This is a genomic window from Mesorhizobium sp. M0106, assembly GCF_040322715.1.
Classification (GTDB): domain Bacteria; phylum Pseudomonadota; class Alphaproteobacteria; order Rhizobiales; family Rhizobiaceae; genus Mesorhizobium.
Genome location: NZ_JAMYUA010000011.1, coordinates 17,680 through 44,120 on the forward strand (window position 1 = coordinate 17,680; position 26,441 = coordinate 44,120).

Below are 26,441 nucleotides of genomic sequence, written 5' to 3' on the forward strand. Positions count from 1 at the left end.
CGCTCGAGCGGGGGGTGGTAGTCTCGTCCCTACGGGCCGATATTGATGGTGGAATGTTGGCCAGCCCGCCTGACTTCGGCCAGCGAATGCCGTCGCGCCACATCGGGGTGTTGCGGGCGACGACGTTGAGACCGGATCGGTAGCCTCGCCAAAGAAGCTCATATCCGAGATGCCGGCGAAGTAATCCGCACAGCCGATCGCCGAGCCATAGCGGGCGCTTGCGCCGGCTGCGATGTCCGAGGCAATCGCGCGCAACCTCGCCGCTGCCGGGGTTGTCCTAAAGATTCGTCGGCAGATAAGGTATTGAGCCGAAGCCGGTGACGCATTGCCGGTCCCGGCAAGCGGCTCAAACGCCATGTCTCCTCGGTGACCAGCCGGCACTGCTCGCGCAGCGGGAGATCGCCGGCGGCAAGTGACGCGCTGACGGTGCCAAGCCTTGATCGTGCTTCCCCATCGAGACGGTCCAACACTGCCTCGTAGCGATATAGGGGAATTGTTTCGGCGAGATCGACCGCGTTGGTGCCGTGCAGGGGATGCCGCCGTTTCAGCTCCACCAGGCAGGCAGAAGAAGCATCGGCGCAAAGCCGGTCGAAGCGACCAAGCACCTCATCGGGCGTGCGGCGATAGCTCAGCACGTTGAACGTAGCGAACGCGGTCGCAGCCGTTGTCACGTCGTAGCCGGACTTGCCGTCGCGGATGCTGAGCAGGCTCGGCGTGCCCGGAGCCGACTGGGAAGGTCGGTGAGCTCCGAAGCCCATTCAACCCGGGCGGCTATAGCAGCGGCAACAGTCGCGGCATTCAGCCCATTAGTCGTCGGCTTCGATTCCCCACTTGCGCTTCTCCGGTCGCGACTTTCCCGCCGTACCTTTCGAAACGGCGGGCTGTCCTCTCGGTCGTCAGGTTACTGGATGACCTTCACGATCCATTGGCGCTCCCGTACTTTGCCGAACGATGGTGTTTCTCCAGCCGGCGTCCGTGCTGCTAGGATCGATCTTCGCCAACCGCGATCTCGCCTCGGCCACGCGTCGTTGCGCAGCCCGGATCCTGCTGCACAACGCGAGATTAATGCCGGACCGCAGGCTTCATCCAGCATGTCATTTGCACGTTCGAGAGAGCGTTCGGCCCGGTTAAGCCGCTGTCGGGCTCTCGCCAGTTCCATATCCAAAAGTTGTTATTCCGGTCCCTTCGATTTGCAAACCGCTTGTGGTCGCCGTTGGTTCCGGCTGTTCGCGAGCGGCAGCTCAGACGTCGATCTGGCGGGCACAGTTCTGGAGCGAGTGGTGGCGCCTGTGGCCTGAAGGTCGCGACGAACGAAACGCCGGCCCAGATCAACCCGCCCCACGTATTTCAAAGCTGCGGGGATCGTTCTTAACCAAGCGGTCTGCGGCCTCGACCGCAGTTCGTAGCCTGCTGCACAGCGCGAGATTCTCGGCCAGCATTTCTTCAGTGCGTTGAAGCGCGAGCTCGGTCCGGTGGATGCGCTGCCTGGCATTGGCAACTTCCGATGTCAAAATATCGGCCGCTATCCCATGGCCCTGGGGTTCCATAGTGTCCATGGATCTCTAATACATGGGGGCCGATATCGTTCCCATGATGTCGTGCGAAGCTGGGTGTCGCAGCGTTCTGGACTGCGACTGGCGAAAAATGAAGGCCTCGAGCGTTCATCGATTGACCAGTGGAAACGGCACCTGAAACTTCACATTGAACCATTCATCGGAACGACGCTGCTTTCCCACATCACGGTGCCGGCGGCGCGCGAGTTCGCGGACAAGCTGCGCAATGAAGCAACGAAGGCCGATTGCACGCGATGGCCCGGAAGGCTCTCGGCTCGCTTGGGGCGCTTTGCTCAGACGCACAGGAACGCGGCCTGGCTCCACGCGATCCGGTCACGGTCTCCGCGGCGCGCGGCGCAGAGGCAAGGAGCGCTAGCCGGAAAAGCGACAGAAAGGCAAGCTCAAGATCAGCGTCGACATACCGACGCGCGAAGAGATCAAGGCCCTTCTTGCCTCGTTGACGGGACGCTGGTGCCCGCTTCTCGGCACTCCCTCTTTACCGGCACGCGATCGTCGGAGCTTCGCCGGCTGCGATGGAGTTTGCAGCCGGGCCTCAACTCATCCCACGCGATGCCAGGCACTATCCGAGCTCGTGAATTGTAACGCCGGGAACAACAGCCTTCGCGATCTCGCACAGGTGCTGGTGATGCGTCAGATAAATCACCTGGCCAGCGCGTGCCATCTCACCAAACAACCTAAAAACCTCCTCGGACCGGAAATGGTCGAAGGTCTCCATGATGTCGTCGGCAATGAACGGCACCGAGGGTCGAACCTGGGCGAACTCGTAGTATCCGGCAAGCCGCAGCGCCAGGTAGAGCTGAAAACGCGCACCCTTTGATAGTGCGTCGGCGACCTTGGACTGCCCGTCGCGCTGCAATGCGATGAGGACTTCCCCGCCCTTCACAGGTTGGGTCGCAAGCCCCGAATACTGACCGCGCGTGATGAGTGCGAAAGCGTCAGATGCCCGCTTCATCATCCCGGAGCGATGGCGCTCGCGGTACACGCGCAGAGCGTTCCTTGCGGCCATAACTCCTAGTTTTAGCTCGAAGTAGCGGACTGCCTTTTCTTCGATTTCCAGCACGACGGTGCGGCGCTCGGCATCTATCCGCGCAACCGCGCTGTCGCCGCCAATCGCGTCCAGCTTGTCGGTCGCCCGGGTCTGGCGAATAAGCTGCTGTTGTATCGCTTCATCGAGATCCCGAAGCCGTTGCTCACTTTCAGCTTTCTCGACCAGGAGATTATCGACCTCGACAGAATCCAGCATCGAACGCGCCTGGTCGAACCCTTCGACCGCGAGCTCTGCCGACAGCTGCTCCTCAAGCTCGGCAACGGCAGCGCGCAGGCGATCCCTTTCCCGTAGCAACTCGTCGCGTTCCACGACTTCCGACAACGTGGTGACGGCAAAGGCGGTCAGGACCTCACTTTTGCGTCGCTCATGCGCCATTGTCTCGAGATTGAGACTGTCACGAGCGTCCTGCAGGCGCTTCAGGTCATTGATGAGGTCTGCCTTCATCTCTCTGGCGCGATCGGCGCGCTCCAAGCGCTCAGCAAGCCGGATCGCCAACTGCTCCGGTTCGTCGTCGTTCGCCGGCTCACCCGCTTCAGCTGCGGCAGCGGTGACCTCGACAATGAAGTTGTCTCGGTCTGCCTCCATCTTCTCTATGCGGAGCCGCATGGCATCGCGCTCCTGAATGCTTTGCGACAGCTCAGCCAATTGATCGAGCACGTTGCCGACGCCGGGCGCCGAAATGCCGCTTTCAAGCCAGGTGCCGGCAAGCGCTTCGGTAATGCCTGCCAACCATTCCTCCTCGCGCCTTTCTGCCACGTCCAAAGCCCGTCGTCTGGCGGCCAGATCCTCCTCTTTCGCGCCCACGGTCTTAAGCGCCTCGGCACGCTCCGCATCGATCTTGAGCTGCCTGTCGAGGAACAGTTCTGCCACGGCCATGACAGTCTCCAGGCTGTCGCCGGGTTCCGAGTCCAGGCCGACCCTCGCCAACGCCCCGATCAACTCCAGCTGGACCTGCTCTCCCTCGTCGAGCGCGCGGCGGGCCTTCTTGCGTGCCAGCTCGACCTCCTTCCAGGCCGCGAGCGCATCAATGCGGGCGGAGGTACGATCCTCGATCGTTTCGATCAGACGCTCGGGCGAGAATTCCACGCACTCTGCCAGCAGCTCGCTGGCCACCGCGCGAAGTTCTGAGAGTACAGCCTGATCGTCCAGGTCGATCGGTGCAAGTTGGTCGCGGATACGTGTGATGGCGGCTGTTGTTTCGGTGAGGCTGCGGAGCGTTGTCCGGATCTCGGCGAGCTCTCGCGCGTTGGCCAGCCGAACCGCTCCAACACTGTCGTCACGCGCCAATAGCGCCTCGAAATCGTCAGCAGTTTGGCCAGTAAGTTCGCCCCGATGCCTGGCCCACGCCTCGTCTCGGGCGCGGCGAATGGCGGAGGCCGCCTCATCATCGGGTACATCGACCGAGGCACGAACCGCATCCAGGCGAGCCGAGAGCAGGTCGTGACTCTCCTGGTGTTCGGCGAGACGTTCGCAAAGGACAGCCCTGATCTTTCCCAACCCAGCTGCCCGCACCTTCCATGCACCAACCTGCCTGACACTCGGGACGGGCACCCTGGCCAGTGCCCCGGCGTCTCCGGACCAGGGATGCAGTCGAGCGATTGCCGCCTCCCATCGAACCGTGCTCGCGTCCTCCGCCTCGCGGGCCATCTTGAGGTCTTTTAGGTGCCCGCTGGCTCGCGCTTTCGACAAGGCCGAGGCCAGCCTTGCCCTGGCAGGTTCGGGCACCCCCCTCTCTTGCCCAACCCGCTCGCGTGCCGCCTGAAGTGCATCGAGCGCCGCCGCGCATTCGTTGCGGGCAACGCGTACGCCGGTGGCGATTCCCGATCGCTCTTCGAGCATGGCGCGAACAGCGCCGACTGTGGCAGCAGGCAAAAGCAGCGCAGCCGGGTCTGCCTCGGACGATCTTCCAAGGGCGGCAAGGCAAGTCGCCACGGCGCTGTCGAGTATCTGCAGCTCGGTCCTGCGGCTTGGCAGGTCCAGGCCTGCGGAGACATGGCGTACTTTGCGATCCGCGAGCGCCCGAACCCGCTCGGACATTGCCAGGATCGCCTCGTCCACATCGACCGAGCCGATTTTCATTGTCACGCGCTCGGCGTCGTCGATGTTCCCTGACAGCCGCGTTCTCAGGCTGGCGTCGTCATCGATCAGTCCGGTGACGGTGCCTGTCCAGGTGCGCAACGGTGAAGCGATGTCAGGCAGCTCGGCAAGCTGGGCCGCCTTGCGTCGGATGTCGGCGAGGATCGGGATAGCGCGAAGATACCTGGCAATGGTGTCAAGCCGAGCCGACAGCACCGACCGTTCAGCAATACTGCGGTCGTATTTTTCCGCCGCGTCAAGACGTCCGGCCTCAAGGCTTTCAAAAGTCGATGCCAAGGTGTCGATCGCGTCCCTGCGTGACTTGAGTTCCGCAAGGCGCTTCTTGAGCAGCGCAAGTTCGGTTCCGTGAGCCTGCTTGCGATAAAGCCCGTCCGCTTCGGTCTCTAGCGCGCTCAACGTGTCGCTCGCATGCCCAAGACCGGCGCTGGCCGTGAACAGGAGCTTGCCCAGGTCGCCACGCGACTCCAGGATTGATTTTCCGCCTGCTTCCAGCGTGTCGTCGTCCAGCGAGAACATGGTCTTGTATGCGTCACGCGACAGACCTGCGACATGGGCCGCTATCGCCACTTCGCTCACCGGTTGCTCCATTGCGTTCAGCAGCGAGTTGGTACGCTGCTTCGTGCGCGTGAATGTGTGCTCAGTGCCGGCGAGTTCGAGCACCCCGCCGATACGCATCGCGCTGTACTCGTGCAGGAAATTGTAGCGGCTGCGTTCCTCGATACCGAACAGCAGGTCCAGATAACCGGAAAGTGCGGTCGACTTGCCGGCTTCGTTCAGCCCGAACACAATGTGGAAGTCGGGACCGGACTCCGGCCTTGGGCCGAATTCGATCGTCCCGTCGGTGAACTTTCCATAACGAATAAGATCAAGGCGCCGCAGCCTCATTGCGCTCCACCTGCCTTGAGGCGGGCCGTGACCAGGTCGGCACCGCTGGCAAGCACCTTGTCGATGAACAGTTCCAGCCCAGCTTCGTCCCGTCCGGCGGCAGATCGGCAATAATCTTTTGGACAAGCGCCCTCGCCTCGGCGCGGAAGGCCTCTGACTTGACATCGGCACGCATGGATTGCGCGAGTTCGAAAATCGGATCGGCGACGTCATCGGCTGTTTCCGAGCTCTGTGGAGCGAGGTCAAGCTCAAGCTTTTCGACCCATGTGTCGCCCGTCTGCTCCGCCGCCTGCTCGGCTTCGGCCAGCAGCAGGTCCCTGTCGCGGATCAGCGCCCATGACAACGGCGACGCCCCGGCCAGTCCGAGACGGACCACAGCGTGGCGGGATCTGACGCAACCCCGGATATCTTCGAGCGCGGAGCGGACACGGCCGACGACCTCAGACCATTCGACCGTACCAGTCAGATCGACGCTCGCCCGCTCGAACTGCGCGATACTGGTCAGTTTGTCCTCGATCTCGACGGACCGGTCATCTCGTATCGTGACCAGAGTGACGGATTTCTCTCCGGCCTCGTTGATGTCCCTGCCCTGCGGCATTCCCGGCATCACAACGGTGCTTGCTCCAGGAGGGACTTGGCGCACGTGGATGTGCCCAAGCGCCCAATAGTCAAAACCATGGCCGTGCAGGTCAGCGATTCTGCAAGGGGCATAGACATCGTGACCGGGCGATCCAGCGAGGCTGGTGTGCATGATGCCCACATTGACCGCCCCTTCCCGGGCCGCCGGATACTTGGGCAGCAGGCTTTCCGGGGCCTTTGGGTTCGCGAAGCTCAATCCATGGAATGCGACGTCAAGCCCGCCGGCCGTTTGCAGCACCGACTGGGGGCGGCCGCCGAAGATCCTGACCGTGTCCGGAAAAACGAGCTGTTTCGATATGCGCGATAAGGCGTCGTGGTTTCCGCGGATCTTGAAAACCCTGATGCCGGCCTGGTGGAGGCGTGTCATTTGCGACGCCAGGAAACGGGCGGTTTTCATCGACGTCTGGTCGCCATCATAAAGATCGCCGGCAACGACGAGCGCATCGACACCTTCCGCAAGGCAGAGATCTATTATCGAGACAAATGCCTGGCGACTGGCGTCTCCCACGAGTTCGGCAAGATCAGGGTTTCGCAGCGCCAGCGAACGCAGCGGCGAGTCGAGGTGAATGTCGGCCGTGTGTACGAATCGAAATGCCATTCGGGTCTCCGCCCGGAGCATAGAGGGGTTCGGCCGCGGCTCGATGAAAAAAATTCCAGGATACGCGTTGTCGGTTGTCCAAAAGATGCGCAATCGCTTACGCTTATGCTTCCGTTCAACTCCATCTGCGTCGCCGCTATCAGCGCCGTGCCGATCAGTAGTCGTCTGATCGTTTGTCACCGGCATTGGTCGGTTCTTTGGAGATAGCGCGCCGCAAGGTGTCGTTGATCCGATCCTGCCAGCCCGGTCCATCTTCCTGGAAGTGGTCCAGCACGGCCCTATCGATCCTGATCGAAACAAGCTCTCTGATATTTGGAGCAGCCGACGGTTCGCGAACCGGCGCCGCCGGCTTTTTGATCGGCTTGAAGGCGGCTTCAGCGGCTGACATCGGATTTGTGGGTCGGCGTGGAGGATTTGCCATTTGATGATCCTGACTGGTCATAATGCTTGTCGAGCGGCTCAGTGCGAATGCGCATCATATCCAATGTACCGCAGCCCACCGACAAAAAGAAAAAGGCCGGACTGTTGAGCCCGGCCAAGTATGAAGGCAGCCTAAACCTCCAAAGGGGAACGCGCCGGACGAATGGGAGGAGAAATCCGACGCAATGTCCATGTGGGCCAACTCAGGCTATCTTCAATGACATTGCTGTGGGATGCCAACAAGCCAAAGTGCTTCGCGGGGCAACCCCACGTCGCCAACCATCCTACGCTGGAGGACGCAAACGCGAAAAATGCAGGGGACTTCCCGCCTTCCGTTGCCTAGACAACCTGGTTCACACGATCGTTTCTGAAGCGTTGCAGCAATCTGCTGCCCAGGTCTCTACATCACACCAAGCTTGGCGCGCTTTCTACACGGCGGTCAGTACATTCGTGACTTGCCGCGCTCCTGCGGCTTTCGCCACGGCGCGCGAGAGAAATCAACCTGCTTTGCGGAGATTGCCAGCAGAAGACTTGCCGGTACGTCGGTCCTGCTCAATGTCGTAGTTGATCTTTTGGCCCTCAACGAGGTTCGACAAACCAGCGCGCTCGACGGCGGAGATGTGAACGAAAACGTCCTGACCGCCATCGTCGGGTTGGATAAACCCAAACCCTTTTGTGCTGTTGAACCACTTCACGGTTCCAGTTGCCATGGGCATATACTCCTTGTGACTTCCCAGCGTGTTTGATCCGACGAAGAGGCCAGACCGGTTCATAAATAGACGCAGCAAAAGTGAGAAATCGCAAGGCCCGGATGGATCGACCAGAATACCACCTTCTCTCGGATGGCCCACTCGTCTCACATGTCGACAGGAATTTTCCTTTCCGGCGTGAAGCCCCTCCAGCCATCCATGCTGTCCTGGGTTATCACGGCCCGCTCGTTCCCTCCGGCCCTTAGCTTGCCGACTTGCGTGCCACAGGCACTAACTGCCCGGCGAACGTGCCGCCCGCCGACTTGGTCATCGGCAGAATATCCTGGCTGCTACCTTTCAGAAGCAGCGCAAGCTCGAGCTTGGGCGGGAAGTGCCCGGGGATCGAGCCTGAAGGTCCGTGCCGACATCGCCTGCCGCCACTCAGCGGTGGAAGGGGCTGCGCCGTATCGGTCTGTATCTCCAAGTGGGGCACTTTGCGCGACCGGCACTCGGCTGCCGCCGACCTGAATAGTGAGCGGCCACTTTCCGGATTGTTGAAGCTGGGCTGAAGCTCTCGAGACGAACAAAACATTTTTCCCTGACAATCACGCGCCCAATTCCATCGCCCGCTGAGATGAAAATTGGCCGAATGGACCTCATCCAGGTTGTGCTTTGGCGAGTGGCTGGAAACCAACGCCTACCTGGCAGTGAAGACGATTGATGAGGAAAGCGAAACCGACGGGTGCGCGTAGGCCGTCTTCCGTGATCGCGGAATTACCTGAATCGCCGAGTTCGGTACTATTCACCGCGGCGGACCCCAACCCGCCCGGCCGGCGCCTATTCAGGCAAACTACCCCAACGCCCCCCAAGCGGCGCCGGCCACCTTCCCCACGAGGCGAGCGCTTCAGTTCCTCGGCAGCTTGTGGATCTCCAACCTGACCGGGCCGCCTCTGTCACAGCTCGTACAGAACAGGGCCCTTTCGACCGTGCTGAACAGCGCATCTTTGCCATAGGGCCGGACCAGGCCAGCGGCCTTCACCTCGGCATGATGTGAGCAGTTTTTGCACCAAGCGCGCAGCGTGTGCCATTCGCGCAGATCGCCAAGCGATACGTCGAGGCCGGCGTGCACGCTACCCGCAACGATGGCATGCGGCGGAACCGTGGGCTCGCCTGGTGTAACGATCTTCTCCATCACATGCCGGCTGTTGTAGTGGATCAGCAGCATCCCCGGCCGGCGCCTGATAGCTGCCTGCCAGGCGGCCTGGCTGACGCTCGAATCCGGCGATCGACTTATCGTCTCAACGAGCGCCTTCTCCTCGCGGTCCCAAACCTCGATCCGGAAATTGTCCTCCGCTGTTCTTGCCATAGCTTCGCCGACCAGCGCTTTTGGCACTTCGCGACCATTCCTTCCCGCCTCAGATTGAAACAGAAATAAGGAACAAATTCCTCTCCGGTCAAGGCGCTCTTGACATTTTTGTTCTTATTTCGTTTGGGGTCGCAGGTCTTGGCGGCTTCCTGCAGGCGGGCGCGATCGAGGGTCCGCTCGCCACTGTGCGAGCAGTGGGAGCGGACCCTATCAGCGCATGAAGGGACTAGGATACGCATGACGACGCTATCAACTTCAACCCGCCGTGCAAGTTCCAGGCGCCATTGTGCGCAGGATCATTGCTCAACGCGGTCAGACTTAGGTCCTGTGGTTTCGGGCAGCTCGAACATCCAATCGAAATGGCGCCGGCCTTGACGATCGCCAGACCGGCGCCAGACGGCGGCGCACTGGCGCTCGGCGGCGTCATCGTGGTGAATTTGAGACGCTGATTCAGCTGCTCCCCGCAAGCTGATTGTGGGATCGAGACAACTTTACCGGCTCGCGAAACGGACCCTCCATATGCTGCCTCTAGGTTAGTCCCAGCTAAATGAAGGGGGCTTCCATGCGTGTGACCGAACGATTTTGGCGTTCAGAACGCGGCAACCTCGCCGTGGTGTTTGCGTTGGTCTTGCCAGTCGTGCTTTTGGGCGTCGGAGTGGCGATAGACTTTGCGCGCGTGAGCCGAACTGCCCAACAGTTGCAGGAGGGAGCCGACTCCACGGCCCTTCAGTTGGCCGTGGCAAGCGCGAACAGCAGCGATATGACGTCGGAGCAGCGTCAGGAGAACGTTGATACTTTCGCCAGCCCCACCTTTGTGGCCACGCGAAGTCCCTATAGTGGTGACGCCCACCAGACGGTTGGATCAACCAATCCCACAATTGTGACGGTTGTATTGCACCAACCGCAGGAATTGGCCTTCTCGGCAATCCTTGGCGTCGATAAACTTGATATTAGCCGAAGCGCAACCGCGATTGCCTATCCGCGATACCCAGTCTGTCTTCTCGTGTTAGATCGGTCCGCCTCGAACGCATGGTCGAATTCGGGGTCTTCATCGATAAATGGCCAGAAATGCGTTGCGCAGGTGAATTCAACATCGGGGTCTGCGCTAGCCACGAATGGCGCATCGTCCATCAGGACATTGGTGACGTCAGTCGTCGGCCCCTCCGGGCCGTCTGTCGGCTTCAACCCTCAACCGCTTTTCAATCAGAAAGAGCTGGCAGATCCCATTATCTCCCGACTGGTCTGGCCAACAGACAATGTCTGCACCTACAATAACGTGGTGATCAAAAACGCCACCGCAAATCTCGTTCCCGGCACTTTTTGTGGAGGGCTCACTCTATCGGTCGGAGCGGTGGTCAATCTTGCCGCGGGAACGTATGTTATCAGGACGGGAGGGCTTTCGCTCTCCTCCGGCGCGGTTCTCGATGCAGCTGAAGGTACCACTATCGTTCTACTCGACGATCAGGCAACCACCACAATGCAGGCCGGCGCCAAGCTACGCCTGACGGCGCCGACCAGCGGCCCGTGGAGGGGGATCGCGCTAGCTCAAAAACCCCAAGGCGTGGAGAGAACCTCCACGCTCATTGGCGGTGGCGATACAGATCTAGGCGGTATAGTCTATCTGCCGTCACAAAAGCTTTTTCTTACAGGTGGCGGTGCATTGTCGACCGACAGTAAGCCTCGCATCTTTGTGGTCAACCGGATCGAGATGAACGGCAATGGCTCAATTTATCTTGCTGGCGCAAGTGACTTATTGACAACGAATTCTGCAACGAGACTGATGAAATGAACTTGGCTGTAGACAGCGCAGTGTTGTGAGACAGACTGCATTTGAGGTTCGCTTGCTTCCGTGTTGGACGGAGAGCGGATTTCCAAGGCAACGCTTCCCGCATAGTTTCGTCGATAATGAATCATCTCCAGTGAGTTTCTGGTGAGTTAAACAACGGGCAATAGGCTAACTCCCGGACAATTCGGGGGATTCCCGGCTGAATAGCTGCCTTCCTTGGGCAGGTCTGCCGGCGTCAGATTGCCCCGTCACCTTCTTCGACGGCATCGACAGGCCCGAGGCGTGGTAGCCATCGAATGTCAGCATTCAACGTTGCCTATTTTTTACAAGAAGCGAGTCGAAGCCTCGTTCGAAACTGCATGCATCCGCGTCTAGCCTAGTTTCACGTGATTGGGCAAACAGGCCGACTTCCTCAGTCGGCTATTGTCAAGCCCGCTTGGGTTTTCATGTCTTCGCCGCTCACCTTTTTGGTCACAGCGGAGAAATCGAGCTTGCCTGAGCCGAGGACAGGCACTTTCGCAACGACGCGCACTTCGGCCGGCACCATCAGGTCCATGGCGCCGTTGGCCTTGGCGAAGGCCAGGAATTCGGCACGTGTGGCGTTGACGGCCTCGGTAATGAGCACCAGCTTTTCGCCCTTGCGCGCATCTGGCACGGCGGCGACCGCCGAGAGCGAGCCTTTCCACAATTCGCCCGCCAGCGCCTCGACGGCGGCCAGCGAAATCATCTCGCCACCGATCTTGGCAAAGCGCTTGGCGCGGCCTCGAATGGTGATGAAGCCGACGTCGTCGACGGCGACGACGTCGCCGGTGTCATGCCAGCCGTCTTCGAGCGGCTCGAGCACGCCCGGCTTCTCGGTGCGCAGATAGCCTGCCATGACATTGGGCCCGCGCACGAAAAGCCGTCCGCCATCCTCGACGCCAGGCACCGGGTCCAGGCGGTACTCCATCCCCGGCATGATTTTGCCGACACTGCCGGAGCGGTTGTACATCGGCGTATTGATGGAGATCACGGGCGCGGTTTCGGTCACGCCATAGCCTTCGAGGATGCGCAGGCCGAACTTTTCCATATAGGTCGCGCGCGTAGAAGCCTTGACCGGTTCCGCGCCGGCAAAGCAATAGCGCACTGAGCGGAAGTCGTAAGGGTGTGCCGTACGCGCATAGCCGCTGAGGAACGTATCGGTGCCGAAGATGATCGTCGCGTTCGATGCGTAGACCAACTCCGGCACGATGCGATAGTGCAGCGGGGAGGGATAGAAATAGACCGGCACGCCCGAGATCAGCGGCAGCACCGTACCTGCTGTCATGCCGAACGAGTGGAAGATCGGCAGCACGTTGAAGACCTTGTCGCCCGAATGGAAGTCGATACGCGAGGCGGCCTGGGCGGCATTAGCCAGGATGTTGCGATGGGTGAGCACCACGCCCTTAGGCGTGCCTTCAGAACCTGAGGTGAACAGGATCACCGCCGGTTGGCCGGGCTTGCGGGCGACCCGGGGTCTATGTTTGCGCAAAAGGCCGAGCAGCTTGTCCTTGAGGCCAATGGTGGCCCGCAGATCATCAAGCCACACAATATCGACCGAGCGGCCGAGTTCCTCGACCACGGCGCCAAGTTTCGCTTGTTCGACAAAGGCGCGTGAAGTCAGCACGGTGCGCACCTCGGCGGCCTTGCAAGCGGAGAGGATGTTGGCCGCACCGGCAGTGAAGTTCATCATCGCCGGAACCTTGCCGGCGGACATGATGCCGAGCAGCGTCGCACAGGCGCCGTTAGCGTTGGGCAGCATGATGCCGAGCGTCTGCTGGCCGGCATAGAGGTTTTTGAATTTCTCGCCAAGCACGGCGGCGGCTGTCAGCAGCTTGCCGTAGCTCAGCGAACCGGTGACGGGGTCCTGCACGGCCAGTTGCTTCATGCCGCGTTCGCTCGCCGTCTGGATGATCTTCTCCAGCACAGTCTTGTCGATGTCCTGGGTGCGGAAGACGAGATCCGACATGACCTGGTAGAGGGCAGCACCCGCCGCTGCGCGGCGCTTCCGGCCCTTGAGATCCGGCGGTACTTCAAGTTTGGCCGGTTCTAGTATCGTCACCTTGACCTTTGGGAACAGCTGGCGGCGCACATGCAGCGAACTCAGCCGCGAAAAATAGCTCTTCTCCAGGCCGTCGATGCGCACTGGCACGACCATCGAGCCGGTCTTGTCGGCCACCATGGCGGCACCGTCATAGACCTTCATCAGGCCGCCGGTCACGGTGATCCGGCCTTCGGGGAAGATGACAAGCGGATCGCCGCCTTGCACGACCTTGATAAGCGTGCGGGTCGACATCGGCTTGGCCGGATTGAGCGGCACAGCGCGCGCAAGTTTCATGAACGGCTTCATCCACCAGGCTTGGGCGATGGTGTAGTCGATGGCAAACACCGGCTCCTCATCCGTCAGCGTCAAAGCCAGCGGCCCGTCGAGGAAACTGACATGGTTGAGCGCCAGGATGGGTGCCGGGCCGGCCGCCTGGAGGTTTTCCAGCCCCTCCACCTCCAGACGATGGAAGGCTCGGAACAGAATGGAAACGAAGTCGCGGAAGGCGTTGGTTGGCAGATATCTCAGCATCAGCCAGGCGGCGACCACGTTGAGTGCGGCGAGGCCGAACAGGATACCTCCAGTGGAGACGCCCGCTGCTTGAATCGCGGCAACAAGTATGCCGCCCACCGTCATAAAGCCTGCATTGACGATGCTCACGGCGGCGACGACGCGAGCGCGGCTGGCTTCGGGCGCCCAGGCTTGTACGGCGGCGAACGTCGGTACGACAAGAAAGGCGCTGGCAATAGCCATGCCGGCAAGGTCGATCGCAACATGGACCGTGTTTGGCCCGGCGAAGAATATTGCGAGCGTTTCGGCCCCGAGCGAAGGCTGCATACCCCAGATGGTCCAGGCCAGGTCCAAGCCGAATAGTGCCATCAACGCAGTGCCAACCGGGGCTGGCAAGAGCACAATGCGGCCCTGCGACATCCATGCGGCTATGGCAGAGCCAATGGCGATCGAGACGGCGAACACCGCGAGATAGGCGGTGACAGCGATTTCTCCGCCACCGAGCGAATCCTTGACCAACGCAGGCAGGATCGAAAGGACAATGGCCCCGATCAGCCAGAACCACGACGTCATCAGTCCGGCGCGCCAGATCCGCTTGTCGGCACGCAAACCGTTCACCTGTCGCCAGGTCGAGCGAAAGATGTTTTTGTCGATGACTAGGTCGGGAGCCGCAGAACCGGTGGACGGAATGTAGCGGCTGACAAACCAACAGGCCACGGCAAGGGTCATCATGATCGGCCCGAACACCGAGACGCCAATGCCATCGGCCGAGACGACGCCTCCGGCGATAGTGCCGCCGAGGATGGCGGCGAAGGTTGCCGATTCGATCCAGGCATTGGCGCGAGGCAATTCCTTGCGCTCGAGATGATCCGGCAAGATGCCGTACTTGATCGGTCCGAACAGTGCCGAGATGATGCCGAACATGAGCAACGCCATCATCAGCACCGGGATCGACGACAGCGCGATTCCAACGACAGCGACAGCCGCAGCGGCGATCTCGGTGAATTTCAGCCGACGGGCGATGAGCGCCTTGTCGAACCGGTCGGCGATCTCGCCACCAAGGGCGGACAGGAGCAGGAAAGGAGCCATGAAGACGGCACCCGCCAGCGTGACCAGTGATGCTGCCTTGTCCGCCGCCAGGGTGAACAGAATAAGGAACACCAGCGTGTTCTTGAGGAAATTGTCGTTGAAGGCGGACAGGAACTGCGTCCAGAAGAGAGGCGCAAAGCGCCGTGACGTCATCAGATGGCTGTTCGTATAGCCGTTCGTGGCGATTTCCATTGGGGCGGCTTCCATTAGGGCAAGACCGTTGAAGATCGTGGTCGTATCGATCAGCGGTCTGCGCGGTTTGAACTTCTTGTAGTGGGAACCCGGTTACACTTCGTTACTGGGGCTCGCATCGATCAGCGGCTTTTGGGTTTTGGGGTCTTCTAGCCAGTTCATGAAGCGGCTTGCCTCTTCCGCGTCTCGCAGGGTGTGGTGATGGTGATCGAGGTATGCACGAGCCTGGTCGCGGCCATCGGGCAGAACCCCCTGGCGGCAAAGCTTGCTCCATGAAATTGATGCCGCCGTCATCATCCAAGCGGCGATAGCGAAAGTGGCATGGTCAATGTTTGCAGGCGCTTGAACCCTTGGGAGCGTAGCTGTTGGAGGTCATCGATATTGTCTTTTGGTTTCAGGTGTAGGTTGGGCCGGCGTTGGTCTGTTTCAGGTTCGATACAATCAAGCCGGTCTTGCGACGGTCCGGACGAACGCAGCGTCAGCGCTGCTCCGCAGCAGCACGCTGCAGACGGCGGTCGCCAGCCAGCTTGAGGCGCAGTTGCCGCAACCACTCGCCATCCTCTCCGAGCGGAACACAGGACGGCTACGCGAATCTGAGCACTGCCAAATCGGCCTAATTTTCCACTGCCGAATGGACGATGAGACGCGTAAGCGAGTTTCCGGACCGGAAGCTATGCGTTAGGTTGCCCAAACGATGCAGAGGCGCTGCTGTGTTGGCGCGACACGCTCGACCGCAGGTGCGGACGGCATAAGAATTTTGGAGAGGCCCGTGGTGACTGGGGATTGCGCCGGTATTGGCGGCGCGCGAAGACTGGGTCGATATCTGGGGTCACGGCAGCACCTGCAAGGGCAACTTCATACCGGAGAATGGAGGCCGCGCTGGGAGGTTTTTGCTTCGGCTACCAACTCAAAGTGATTGTCTGCGACAGTTCGGCGATGTCGCCATAGATCATCGAACCTGGGACGAGAAAACATTTATCACCAAGGACTTCGAAGAGTGAGCTTGACGCGGTACAAGCCGGCAGGTTCTTCGAATTGGCGTACGTGCCGAGGGTCGCGGATTCGACCTTACGGGCTTCGGCACAGCCGACACTGATCGCGAGGATTGCGATAGCAGTGAGAGTCGTCTTGCTCATATTTTGCCCCTGGAGCCAGCTCTTGTCGCGTAAGTCGCGCGATGCATCAAAGTAGCACCGGCACGATCGGCTTCATCCATCGATTGGAGGAAGCGGGCTCATGCATAATTAGCAATATCTTGAGTAAGGCGCCGAGCGCACCAGACTCATGGAACGGCGCGCGGAATTTCCATTCGTGACGAGGTGGCGATCCCGGCCACCTTCGCAAACGGGTCACTCAGCACGGCGTAACGTCTCGATCCCGAGCTATAGCTTCCGCATTCGATCATCGATCATACCAAGGTGAAGAAGGGGCAGCAGATCGAGCCTACCGGAGAGATCACGCGCATACACGAGGAAGGCGGCAGGGTGACCGTCGATCTGGGACCGCTGGTGACGATCGACATCGACAAGGTCAGGCTGGTCGAGAAGTACAGGACGCCAAAACGCAAGAAGCCGCTGCGCGACATGGTGGATCAGCTCGCGGACCGCCGCTTATCCGCGACGTCGGTACCACTCAAACGAATGGCAATTTTCCGTCTGAATGCGTTTAGGGTCCATGCTCGGAGACCACGCATGGGTATCGCGCGGGAGACAGGTGACTCCCCGTTTCAAGGCGTCGAGATGCTACGAGCACTGAACAGTCAGTTCCTTAGACCTAAAGATCGGGCGATCTGCCAGCGGGTTGTCGACCAGGTAACCGCCGACGCCAAATGGTATAGCACCCCGATAGACGGTCAGATTCTAGCCTCGACCACGCTGAATCTCTTTCAATCAGGGGTCGTAAACGAAACGAATTTGCTGGCACATGTTCGCGCGCGGCGCCACGACTTCACTAAACTGACAGGCTAGTTCTTCACCCTCGCGACATGGGCGCGAAATGCGGCTCCTCGTAGTCTGCCGGCCTATTGTTAAGCAGATTGAGCGCCCGCTTTATGTCCCGTTGCAGATGGTCGATCGCTTCCCAATGCTCGCCAAATGGCTTGAGCGACAACTGCGCGTCGCGGAGTTCTACCGTCAGAAGCCACGCCTGTCGTTCAATTTTGGCGAGGTGATATTCGGAAACGGCTTCGTGTCGGCGAGGGTGCGGCATCCCGCAAAATAGGAATATATTCCGCATGCCGTCAAGGCACATAGACTTCGTCCTGCCCTCAGCGCCTGCTCACCGCGGGCATTTTGCGGGGAAGCATGAAAATCAAGTTATGTGCGTTTGTAGCCATCAGCGTTTTGTCGGGCTGCGCTACTCGCCCAGCCGACATCAAGCCCACGCTGGTTTCGTCCAGCGTATACGCGGGCAAGTCCTGCAGCCAGTTGGAAGCCGAACTTTACCGAAACGAGTTCTGACCTGGCGCCGATAATGGCCGTACAAGACAGGCGCGCGCCGTGACGTGGACGGCGTGTTTTGGCTTGGCTTGCCGGTTGGCAGCATGATGGACAACACGACATCAAGGCACGTGAAGCCAAGACCGGCGAGCTGAAGGGCAACATGAACGCGATCAACGCAGCCCGACGAAAGGGCGGCTGTGTTGCAGTCTGTAAGCCGTTCCAACGTTAAAAATTGTCGGGTTGCTCCCCGCCCTCGCGACTGCGGAGGGGTCGTTTCATCGATTGACTCGCGTGATGGACCGGCAGTTAATCTCCCCGCCAGGGCAAAAGAGGGGCTATGAAACTGGGAGCAAACGATGACTGTCCAAAAAGAAGACTATCGAACCAACAGAGCCGACTACGCCATAGCTGCCATGCATAGCCGAGCGACCGCTGAGGGCGATCGTGACGATTTGCTGACGAGGAAAAAGTCCCTGTGGGTAACAGATCGGCGATCTGCAAAATTGGCTGCAAACCCGTCCGAAAGCTCGCCAGAACCCAAGGCAAAAACGCGCGGTAAGTGAATCGGACGCTAGCCACTTTCTTACCGCCGCGTACTTCGTTCGCATGGTTCGATTATATTAGATTTATCTAAAATACTAACCAGCCAGTCGAGCATTCCCGAACGCTCGCTGGTCAGGCCCAGCGGCCCCCCTAACCCAAGCTGCTGGGCCGCCCTCAGAGCAAAGCGCGATGTATGAGCATACTAGCATTACGGTGATCGTCTCCGCCTTGCCGGCCTTGCTTAGCACCACCTGGAAATCAGTTTCGAATCCCCGAATGTGCGGGGTCCAGGGGCCATCACTAGACATTTCGAGATTTGCGGTTCGAGCGGGCTCCCTTCATCGGCATGAGGGGTGACGGAGTACATCATCTTGGCAAATCAACACAGCCGGCATACTCGCCCCCTCGTTCGGTCGAAAGCTGGGTGGAACAATCAGGTGCGCAACTTGTCATCACTGATATTGCCGCTTCACCCCAGCTTTGAGCGTGCGCCCTTCAGCCTATGCGTGGTTCACCGTTTTTTCACTTTATTAGCGCACGTTCATAAACGGACATGTTGGTGTAGCTTGTACGTGCCCAAAGCCCCGGCGCAACGACCCAGCGCCGGGGTTTTTTTGTCCGCCTGGTAATCCGCGAGTTCAATCCGAGGTCGCTCTCAATTCGAACGCGAGCGAATTACGCCGCAAAGTCCCTTAGGCAAGACGCTGTGGGTCGCACCGCGGTGCGAAGCGCGAGCGCGGAGGAACTTTCTGGCACTCCGCCAATTATTCTGCATGTCCCAAACAGCACACGTCCAACCGCCCCGGCAGGGACGTTTCGGCCTGGCTCCAAGCGGGGAAGGTCAAATATCGGGAGGACATTGTCGAGGGACTCGCGAACGCGCCGATGGCCTTCATCGGTCTTCTCAAGGGCCGCAATTTCGGCAAGCTGTTGGTCAGGGTTTCACAGTAAGTAGAAAAGCGTCTCCCAAACCTAGATTGCCGAAACCACATGGAATCGTTCGAGGGCGAATATGCGGGGCGCTTTGCTGTCATCGGTGAAGGGGCAAAGACTCATTCACGCCGCGCATCGGTTCGTATCTTGCAACGCCCGTAGTATCTGCCAAGGATACGCGATCCTGATCCGATGGAGCACGGGATGCCGAGCCAAATGAGAAAGCTGACCTTGACCGCGGACCACGTCGCGCGGGTCCACAAGGTCGTTCAGGACCAGGGTTTGACGCCAGGTGCCGAGCTACACACCGATGCCGACTACGACAGCTGGGTCGAGCAAATGATCCGAACTCATCCGGCCCCGAAAGCACCGACCCGCCTGTTCGCCTACGGCTCCTTGATCTGGAAGCCGGAGATCGAGCATGTCGGTGAGCAGGTAGGCCTCGCTCGTGGGTGGCATCGCGCTTTCTGCTTTCGCATGACCCGTTTTCGGGGCACGCCGGAGCAGCCAGGCCTTATGATGGCCCTCGATCGTGGGGGGCAATGCAGCGGCGTCCTGTACGACCTGCCAAAGGACAACCTCGAACGCCAATTCGGCAAACTCTTTCGACGCGAATTCACCTACAAGCCGGCCAACAGCATGCCCCGGTGGATCACGGTGGCGACCGCTTCCGGGCCTATCTCGGCCTTGGCCTTTGTGATGAACCGCGCGTCACCTCTCTATGCCGGTCGTCAGTCGCTTGAAGCCGTTGCCGATGTCCTGGCCCTGGCCTGCGGTCATTGGGGAAGCGGGGCCGAATACCTGTTCAACACGGTTTCTCACCTCGAAGCCAAAGGCATACATGACAGCAGCCTCTGGCGGCTTCAACGCCTTGTGGCGGAGTTGATAGAGCGAAACCCGGCGGAGCGGAACGTTCTTTGAGCCAACGGACCGGTCATTGCGCACTTCGCTTCAAGCGTCCGCAGTTGGCGCGAACACGACCTGCAGCATTGTCACCCGCGATGTCCGCTTCCGGGCGGAGGCTGAAGAGACTGCCACCGCACTTTTCAACCTCGCCAAGGAACACCTCGAACAGCTCAAGGCGAGGCCATCGACTTAAGCCTAGCTGTGCGTGTTTCGACATTTCGACGTCGCGGTGTCGGATTATTTGCATGCAAACCAGTTTTACGACGCTATCCTCCATCCTCAACGGAAGATTCTGGGAGGAATGCATGGCTGCGCATGAGCAACATGCCGTTGAAATCATTAGGGACAAAGAGTGGTCGGTTCGCGTGACGGTCAACGGCACCACCACCACGGTCCCTTTTACATCTGAGAGCTACGCGCGTTCGTTTGCAGACGGTCAGGCGTTCCGACTGGGCGTTCAGGTCGCGGAGATCAAGAAGGCGGCCTAGCTGCGCGCTTGCCCCAAGAGCCCCACAGCGATTGAACCTCGAGTGACCAAAGCCGGTTGAAATTAGCCGTTGCGCGGCATAAGAGCTTGTGCCTATAGTTAGTACGTGGCTCGCACGAACAAACAGACTGACTGTGACGACCTGTAGATGGGCCCAAGCTGGGCTGCTGCGCGGTCTGGAGGTGAGCCGGAACACTCGGTCAACAGGGGATACGCACAGTGAACCGCTTTCAGAAACTCTCGACCGCAGCGCTCGTCGCAGCATCCTTCACGTCGGCCGCCCTCGCCGCGAATGACAAGCTGACGATCGGCATCGTCACCTTCTCGACATCCGACGTCGACACAAACCAGATGGTCGACACGATGAGCCAGGAAGCCAAGTCTAAGGGCTGGTCGGTGGAAACGCTCAATGCCAATGGCGATCCTTCGCAAGCGATCACCAGCATCAAGCAGCTGGCAACCAAGAAGGTGGACGCCATCATCGTCACGGTCTTCGATTCGACGGGCCTGGCGGCCGGGCTCCAGGCGGCGGCGGACGCAAAGATCCCCGTGCTTTCGGCCGGCGGCGGCATGGCAGACGGGATCGCGCTATCTGCAAGTACCGGTGCTGCGCAACCGCTGATCGACTTAATGCTGAAGGACATCGGCAAGTCCGGAACTGTACTCGACCTCACCTACCATCCCGGCATTCCGTGCCGCGAACGAGCCGACGCCTTCGATGCGGCGGTCAAGGCAAATCCGGGGCTCAAGGCGACCTCGCACGAGATCAGCATCCCGGGTGCTGCCGAATCCTCGCAGGCCGCGACCAGCGCCTGGCTTGCAGCCAATGCCAACGCCAAGGGGCCGTTCGCCATCTTCAACTGCTATGACGACAACGCTATGGGCGCGATCGCGGCGCTGAGGCAGAACGGCCGCAGCGACGTGAAGGTCTATTCGTTCAACGCCACGGCGCCCGCTGTCCAGGCTGTCAAGGACGGGACGATGACCGCCACGCTCGGTGTCGATCTGACTTCGGCAGGCAAAATGCTAGTCGATCAGATTCCCGACATCCTGGCAGCCGGCGACCAGTGGAAGCCCAAATCCTTCGTGCCAGGCTATACGCTCGTCACCAAAGAGAACGTCGACAAGTTCATCAAGGACAATCCGCAGTAAGCTCTCCTGATTGTGGGTCTGGGCCGGACTTGCCTGGCTGGGCCGGAGTGCTGTCATGAGAGCCGCCATGTCCGCTGATCATTCCCTGCCCGAAACCCACGCTCCGGCAGAGGCGCCCCGCGTCCTGCCGTCAACGCAGACCGGCTATGCCTCGCCCAATGCCCGACAGCGGCGCGCGTTGCTCATGCGCCTGCTTGGAACCTACGGCACCATCATCGTGCTGGCGTCAATGCTGGGGATCTTCTCGGTGCTGGAGCCGGGGACCTTCGCAACCATCGGCAATTTTCGCAACATCGTAAACGACATGGCGATCGGCACCATTGTCGCGGCCGGCCTCACCGTGCCCCTCGTCGCCGGTGATTTCGACCTCAGTATCGGCTATGTCGCGAGTTTCTGCGGGCTTCTCGTGGTCGGGCTGTTGAGCAGCAGTGGCTTGCCGATCCTACCCGCCATCTTCCTCGTCGTCGGCCTCGGAACGGTCATCGGCATTGTCAACGGCATTGTCGTTTCGAAGATCGGGGTGAACGCCTTCATTGCCACGCTTGGCACGGGCACCATCGTCGTCGGGCTGAACTACGCCTATTCGGGCGGAATTCCGCTGCAGCTCACCCAGTCGCGCGAATTCACAAATATCGCGATCGGCCGGATTGCCGGAGTGCCGCACCTCGTCATCATCATGGCCGTCGTGCTTGCGCTGCTGTGGGTGATCCTCAACCGCACAGTGCAGGGCCAACACATCAAGGCCATTGGCGTCAGCCCGGAATCAGCGCGCCGCGCCGGCGTCGCCGTCGATCGCAGCCGCATCGTTGCCTTCGCCATCGCCAGCACCTGTGCTGCTATAGGTGGCGTGCTGATGGCCTCCAATCTCGGCTCCGGCCAGGTGACGGCGGGTGACAGCTTCATGCTGACGTCGTTTTCGGCCGCCTTCCTCGGCTCGGCGGCGCTGCGAGAGGGTCAGTTCCATATCCTCGGCACCTTGATCGGCGTGCTGACGGTCGCCGTCGGCAACAATGGGCTGGCCATGATCGGCGCGCCGATCTTCACGCAGTTCCTGTTCACCGGCTGCCTTCTCGTCGTCGCCGTAGCGCTCGGCGGTATTGGCCGCCGCTATGCGAGGGGATAGGCCATGGCGCAGAATATGCTGCTCAGCCTGCGCCGGATCTGCCGCAGCTTCGGCGGCATCCAGGCACTCGATGACGTTTCGCTGGACATCGCCAGGGGCGACATACTCGGCCTCGTTGGCGACAATGGTGCCGGCAAGTCGACGCTGATCAAAATCCTGGCCGGCGCGCATGACCCAACTTCCGGCGACGTGATCCTCGAAGGGCGGCCGCAAAAGTTGTCGCCGCCGTCCGAAGCGCAACGCCTCGGCATCGAGACGGTCTATCAGGACCTGTCGCTGATCGGCACGTTCACTGCCGCCGAAAACTTCTTTCTCGGCCGCGAGATTGCGCTTGGCCGCGGCCCGGCGCTGCTGCGCTGGATCCGCCGCAAATCGATGGGCGACATCGCGATGCGCGGCCTCGAGGAACTGCACATCGATATCCCCGGGGTGCGCAGCAAACCGGTGGATCGCATGTCCGGCGGCCAGCGCCAATTGGTGGCGATCGCGCGCGGTGCCTTTTGGGGCCACAAGCTGCTGCTGCTCGACGAGCCCACCGCGGCGCTCGGCGTGCGCGAATCCCGTGAGGTGCTCGACCTCATCAAACGACTCGGCGCCCAGGGGCTGACGATCGTCATGGTCACCCACAATCTCGATCACCTCTGGCAAGTGTGCAACCGCGTGGTGGTGATGCGCAGGGGCCGCAAGGTCGCCGATCTCGCAAGTTCCGGCACCAACATGGAGGACGTCGTCGCTTATATCACCGGCGCCAGGCAGCCGGCGACCGCGCAGGCGGAAGCATGAGCGCGACTGAAACGATGACGCTGCGCCGGCTGCTGGGCAATGCGCCGAGCCGCTGGGGGCATTGGGGTGCCGACGACGAGATCGGAGCGCTCAACTATCTGACCGCCGACGAGGTCAAGCGCGGCCTGGCGTCGGTGCGGGACGGCCGCACCTTCACCCTCGGCGTGCCGGTCGGGACCTCTGAGGGCGATGCCGTCTTCCCCGGCCGCTGGCCGGCGAAGCATTTCATGGTCGCCGACAAGGCCGGCTTCGAGAACGGTCATTGGCAACCGCTTGCCGGCGGCCTCGAATTCGCAGACGACTATATCACCGGCTTCGCACAGGCCGGCACGCATTGCGACGCGCTCGGCCACATGTGGTTCGACGACACGCTTTGGAACGGCTTCGCGGCAAGCAGTACCAATGGCGGCATGACCAAGGCCAGCATCATGCCGATCGCGGAGCGCGGGATCGTCGGACGCGGCGTGCTGCTCGACATCGCCCGGTTCCGCGGCAAACCGGCCCTTGAGCGCGCTGAAACATTCACGCATCGCGACCTCATGGAATGCGCCCGGGCCCAAGCGGTCGATATCCTGCCGCGCAGCATCCTTCTCGTTCGCACCGGCTGGGTCGGCGCACTGGCGGCGGGAAGCCAGCGCGTCGGCGATGGATATTGGGAACCCGGACTGACCTTCAGCCTCGACCTCGTGCGCTGGTTCGACGAGATGCAGATCCCCTGTCTGGTTACCGACACGCTGGCCAACGAGACAACCTACGAGCCCGAGACCGGGTTGATGCTGGTGCTGCACGCCGCGCTGATGCGCAATCTGGGCGTGGCGTTCACCGAAATGGCATCGCTCGACCTGCTGGCCGCCGACTGTGCCTCGGACCGCCGCTACGAAGGCTTCTACTGCGCCAGTCCGGTCAAAGTGAGCAAGGGCACCGGCGGCGCGGCAAATCCAGTGTTCATCAAATAGCACCCAACAAGGTGGAACGGCTTATGACTTCTGCAGACGACCAGATCTGTTTCCTGCCGGCCACGGAACTGGCCCAGCGCATCCGGCGCCGCGACCTGTCGCCGGTTGAAGTAACCGAGGCTTATCTGCGCCGCATCGAGGCGCGCAACCCGGTGGTCAACGCCTATACGCTGGTTCTCGGCGACCAGGCGATGGAAGCTGCGCGGGCCGCCGAAAAGGCCGTGATGGCAGGCGGTCCGCTTGGACCGCTGCATGGCGTCCCAGTCGGCATCAAGGACCTCGACGATATGGCCGGCGTGCCGACCTCGATGGGGTCGTGGGCGGTGCACGACCGGGTGCCCAAAACAAGTGCTGTGGCGGTCGATCGCCTGCTCGACGCAGGCGCCATCGTGCTCGGCAAGACCAACACGCCGGAGTTCGGCCATAAAGGTATCACCGACAATCTGCGCTTCGGGCCGACCAGCACGCCCTTCGCGATCGGCTACAATTCCGGCGGCTCGTCCGGCGGCAGTGCGGCAGCGGTCGGCGACGGCATGGCGGCCCTGGCGCAAGGCACGGACGGCGGCGGTTCGGTCCGCATCCCCGCCTCGTTCAGCGGCACCGTCGGCTTCAAGCCCTCTTTCGGCCGCATTCCTTCGGTGACTCGCCCCGACGCCTTCTTGTGGGGACATCCTCTGGTCCATATCGGACCGCTGACCCGCACCGTTGCGGACGCCGCGCTGATGACCAAGATCATGGCCGGGCCTCACAACCGCGACCCGTTCTGCCTGCCGGATCACGGCGTTGACTATGTCGGCGCCGTTGCCGGGCGGACGCCGAAACTGCGCGTGGCCTACAGCCCGCGACTGGGCAATTTTCCGGTCGACGCTGAGGTCGCCACCGTCGTTGCCCGGGCCGTCGATGTCATGCGAGCACATGGCATTGAGGTTGATGAGGTCGAGCTCGATTTCAGGGCCGATCACAAGGAACTGGCGGCGCTTTGGGTGCGCACGATCTCGATCCACTATGCTGCCATCGCCGTGTACTGGAAACAGGAGGGCATCGACCTAATGGGCAAGCACGCCAAGGTGCTCACCCCGCAGTTCCTCGCCATGCTGGAGGGCGGCTACAAGGTGTCCGCCGTCGACCATGCGCTCGACGATCTTTTGCGCACCGGCGTCCTTGACGGCCTCGAGGATGTATTCGAATCCCATGACCTGATCGTCTCGCCGACGCTGGCCGTTCCGCCCGTCAAGAATGCCCCCGACGGCAACACGATCGGGCCGACATCGATCAATGGCGAGGCGGTCGATCCGCTGATCGGCTGGTGCATGACCTATCCGATCAACTATACCGGCCATCCGGCGATTTCGGTTCCGGCCGGCCTTACGGCGCGGGGCCTGCCGGTCGGCCTGCAGATCATCGGGCGGCGGCACGCCGACGAAACCGTTCTGGCGATGGCGGCTCAGTTCGAATGCATGCAGCCCTGGTTCCTAAGCTATCCGGGGCTCGCTGGATAGTTGGGTGTCGGAATACCCTAGGTCGTGAACCCATAAATCTGAGAGAAGGATGGGTTCACGCTGTTGGCGTAAAAATAGGCCTCAAGGGGGAACCGATCTCCCTCGCACATTAGCTTTCCGCCGCTCTCTTCGGCCGTCGGCTGGGATTTCGAGTTCCACGGCCGCTGATACGCTGATATCGGCCCGCAAGTGCGGGCTGATACATACTTGCCTGAACTAAGTAATCGCAGAGGCAGACCCCCCTTTACCGGACTGGTCGGCGTGCTAAGCAAAGCCCGCCATATGTTACGTTGAGTCAGCAGCCCACATCAGCTCCTCTGATAAAAGTATTCACCTCGTCGACTGAGCTCGCATCGGCGGGCGTACGTCGGAAACCCACCGCGAACCCGAGAAGCGAACAGGCGGATAACGGGATGAGAACTGGCCCGACTAGCGAATAGCTGGCGAAGCAGCTTGGTAGGCCGTTGCCAACCTGACTGCGAGGTCATCCAGCGCGACCACATCGACTTCTGTGGGAGGCGTGTCGGTCGACGACCCGGCGTTGGAGCCACCACCTCCAACTCGGGTGACCGAGTTGAAACCGGACAGAGCGGCAATCTCAGGTTGGGCGCCGAGCATCTCCGGGAATTTTGGGCAAGACCGGGCACGACGCAAGTTGATCGT

Annotated in this window: 17 protein-coding genes and 2 pseudogenes; 11 read left to right on the forward strand and 8 right to left on the reverse strand. The window is 60.8% G+C overall.

The window, feature by feature from the left end; genetic code table 11:
- Positions 1-1,328: 1,328 nt before the first annotated feature.
- From NKJ55_RS13265 to NKJ55_RS13290, 6 genes and pseudogenes are all read right to left on the reverse strand, one after another.
- Positions 1,329-1,556, reverse strand: coding sequence for a hypothetical protein (locus NKJ55_RS13265; protein ID WP_352450291.1), 228 nt, complete (start codon positions 1,554-1,556; stop codon positions 1,329-1,331).
- Between the two features lie 577 nt (positions 1,557-2,133).
- Positions 2,134-5,604, reverse strand: coding sequence for an AAA family ATPase (locus NKJ55_RS13270; RefSeq protein WP_352450292.1), 3,471 nt, complete (start codon positions 5,602-5,604; stop codon positions 2,134-2,136).
- Positions 5,601-6,841, reverse strand: a pseudogene (locus NKJ55_RS13275) (metallophosphoesterase family protein). The gene NKJ55_RS13270 and the pseudogene NKJ55_RS13275 overlap by 4 nt, the downstream one beginning before the upstream one ends.
- Before the next feature lie 154 nt (positions 6,842-6,995).
- The gene (locus NKJ55_RS13280; RefSeq protein ID WP_352450411.1) at positions 6,996-7,262 is read right to left on the reverse strand and encodes a BrnA antitoxin family protein; all 267 of its coding nucleotides are present in this window, start codon (positions 7,260-7,262) and stop codon (positions 6,996-6,998) included.
- A 496-nt stretch (positions 7,263-7,758) separates the two neighbouring features.
- Positions 7,759-7,971 (reverse strand): cold-shock protein, encoded by a 213-nt coding sequence (locus NKJ55_RS13285; RefSeq protein ID WP_031194806.1) that lies wholly within the window; start codon positions 7,969-7,971, stop codon positions 7,759-7,761.
- Positions 7,972-8,854: 883 nt separating this feature from the next.
- Entirely contained in the window at positions 8,855-9,343 is a 489-nt protein-coding gene (locus NKJ55_RS13290) for a hypothetical protein (protein ID WP_352450293.1), read from the reverse strand.
- 535 nt (positions 9,344-9,878) lie between these two features.
- Between NKJ55_RS13290 and NKJ55_RS13295 the strand changes: the two genes are divergently transcribed.
- Entirely contained in the window at positions 9,879-11,105 is a 1,227-nt protein-coding gene (locus NKJ55_RS13295; protein WP_352450294.1) for a pilus assembly protein TadG-related protein, read from the forward strand.
- A 409-nt stretch (positions 11,106-11,514) separates the two neighbouring features.
- On the opposite strand, the gene NKJ55_RS13300 is transcribed toward NKJ55_RS13295, so the two are convergent.
- Both NKJ55_RS13300 and NKJ55_RS13305 read right to left on the reverse strand, forming a co-directional pair.
- The gene (locus NKJ55_RS13300; protein ID WP_352450295.1) at positions 11,515-14,955 is read right to left on the reverse strand and encodes an acyl-[ACP]--phospholipid O-acyltransferase; all 3,441 of its coding nucleotides are present in this window, start codon (positions 14,953-14,955) and stop codon (positions 11,515-11,517) included.
- A gap of 899 nt (positions 14,956-15,854) precedes the next feature.
- Positions 15,855-16,091 carry a hypothetical protein gene (locus NKJ55_RS13305; protein WP_352450296.1) on the reverse strand — a complete coding sequence of 79 codons (237 nt, stop codon included), beginning with the start codon at positions 16,089-16,091 and terminating at the stop codon, positions 15,855-15,857.
- A 348-nt stretch (positions 16,092-16,439) separates the two neighbouring features.
- Between NKJ55_RS13305 and NKJ55_RS13310 the strand changes: the two genes are divergently transcribed.
- The 10 genes and pseudogenes from NKJ55_RS13310 to NKJ55_RS13355 all read left to right on the forward strand — a co-directional run bounded on the left by NKJ55_RS13310 (position 16,440) and on the right by NKJ55_RS13355 (position 25,778).
- Entirely contained in the window at positions 16,440-16,922 is a 483-nt protein-coding gene (locus NKJ55_RS13310) for a hypothetical protein (protein ID WP_352450297.1), read from the forward strand.
- Positions 16,923-16,950: 28 nt separating this feature from the next.
- Positions 16,951-17,175 (forward strand): hypothetical protein, encoded by a 225-nt coding sequence (locus tag NKJ55_RS13315; RefSeq protein WP_352450298.1) that lies wholly within the window; start codon positions 16,951-16,953, stop codon positions 17,173-17,175.
- A gap of 1,574 nt (positions 17,176-18,749) precedes the next feature.
- Positions 18,750-18,890: pseudogene (locus NKJ55_RS13320) on the forward strand (NADP-dependent oxidoreductase); the annotation flags it as partial.
- Between the two features lie 198 nt (positions 18,891-19,088).
- On the forward strand, positions 19,089-19,793 hold the full coding sequence (locus tag NKJ55_RS13325) for a gamma-glutamylcyclotransferase (protein ID WP_352450299.1): 705 nt from the start codon (positions 19,089-19,091) through the stop codon (positions 19,791-19,793).
- Positions 19,794-20,083: 290 nt separating this feature from the next.
- The gene (locus tag NKJ55_RS13330) at positions 20,084-20,266 is read left to right on the forward strand and encodes a hypothetical protein (protein WP_023679139.1); all 183 of its coding nucleotides are present in this window, start codon (positions 20,084-20,086) and stop codon (positions 20,264-20,266) included.
- Positions 20,267-20,484: 218 nt separating this feature from the next.
- Positions 20,485-21,417, forward strand: a complete 933-nt coding sequence (locus NKJ55_RS13335; protein ID WP_352450300.1) for a sugar ABC transporter substrate-binding protein — start codon at positions 20,485-20,487, stop codon at positions 21,415-21,417.
- 67 nt (positions 21,418-21,484) lie between these two features.
- Complete coding sequence (locus NKJ55_RS13340; RefSeq protein ID WP_352450301.1) at positions 21,485-22,540, forward strand: ABC transporter permease; 1,056 nt, start codon at positions 21,485-21,487, stop codon at positions 22,538-22,540.
- A gap of 3 nt (positions 22,541-22,543) precedes the next feature.
- Positions 22,544-23,323, forward strand: coding sequence for an ATP-binding cassette domain-containing protein (locus NKJ55_RS13345; RefSeq protein WP_352450302.1), 780 nt, complete (start codon positions 22,544-22,546; stop codon positions 23,321-23,323).
- On the forward strand, positions 23,320-24,279 hold the full coding sequence (locus NKJ55_RS13350; protein ID WP_352450303.1) for a cyclase family protein: 960 nt from the start codon (positions 23,320-23,322) through the stop codon (positions 24,277-24,279). The genes NKJ55_RS13345 and NKJ55_RS13350 overlap by 4 nt, the downstream gene beginning before the upstream one ends.
- 23 nt (positions 24,280-24,302) lie before the next feature.
- Positions 24,303-25,778: an amidase gene (locus tag NKJ55_RS13355; protein ID WP_352450304.1), complete on the forward strand. Its 1,476-nt coding sequence runs from the start codon at positions 24,303-24,305 to the stop codon at positions 25,776-25,778.
- Positions 25,779-26,441: the final 663 nt, after the last annotated feature.

Bases quoted from the DNA above. Each gene is read 5' to 3' on its own strand.
- NKJ55_RS13265 (WP_352450291.1), bottom strand. From the start codon at position 1,556: ATGGACACTATGGAACCCCAGGGCCATGGGATAGCGGCCGATATTTTG.
- NKJ55_RS13285 (WP_031194806.1), bottom strand. From the start codon at position 7,971: ATGGCAACTGGAACCGTGAAGTGGTTCAACAGCACAAAAGGGTTTGGG.
- NKJ55_RS13345 (WP_352450302.1), top strand. From the start codon at position 22,544: ATGGCGCAGAATATGCTGCTCAGCCTGCGCCGGATCTGCCGCAGCTTC.
- NKJ55_RS13295 (WP_352450294.1), top strand. From the start codon at position 9,879: ATGCGTGTGACCGAACGATTTTGGCGTTCAGAACGCGGCAACCTCGCC.
- NKJ55_RS13355 (WP_352450304.1), top strand. From the start codon at position 24,303: ATGACTTCTGCAGACGACCAGATCTGTTTCCTGCCGGCCACGGAACTG.
- NKJ55_RS13330 (WP_023679139.1), top strand. From the start codon at position 20,084: ATGGCTGCGCATGAGCAACATGCCGTTGAAATCATTAGGGACAAAGAG.
- NKJ55_RS13315 (WP_352450298.1), top strand. From the start codon at position 16,951: ATGCGGCTCCTCGTAGTCTGCCGGCCTATTGTTAAGCAGATTGAGCGC.
- NKJ55_RS13270 (WP_352450292.1), bottom strand. From the start codon at position 5,604: ATGAGGCTGCGGCGCCTTGATCTTATTCGTTATGGAAAGTTCACCGAC.
- NKJ55_RS13280 (WP_352450411.1), bottom strand. From the start codon at position 7,262: ATGGCAAATCCTCCACGCCGACCCACAAATCCGATGTCAGCCGCTGAA.
- NKJ55_RS13350 (WP_352450303.1), top strand. From the start codon at position 23,320: ATGAGCGCGACTGAAACGATGACGCTGCGCCGGCTGCTGGGCAATGCG.
- NKJ55_RS13305 (WP_352450296.1), bottom strand. From the start codon at position 16,091: ATGAGCAAGACGACTCTCACTGCTATCGCAATCCTCGCGATCAGTGTC.
- NKJ55_RS13300 (WP_352450295.1), bottom strand. From the start codon at position 14,955: ATGGAAATCGCCACGAACGGCTATACGAACAGCCATCTGATGACGTCA.
- NKJ55_RS13340 (WP_352450301.1), top strand. From the start codon at position 21,485: ATGTCCGCTGATCATTCCCTGCCCGAAACCCACGCTCCGGCAGAGGCG.
- NKJ55_RS13325 (WP_352450299.1), top strand. From the start codon at position 19,089: ATGAGAAAGCTGACCTTGACCGCGGACCACGTCGCGCGGGTCCACAAG.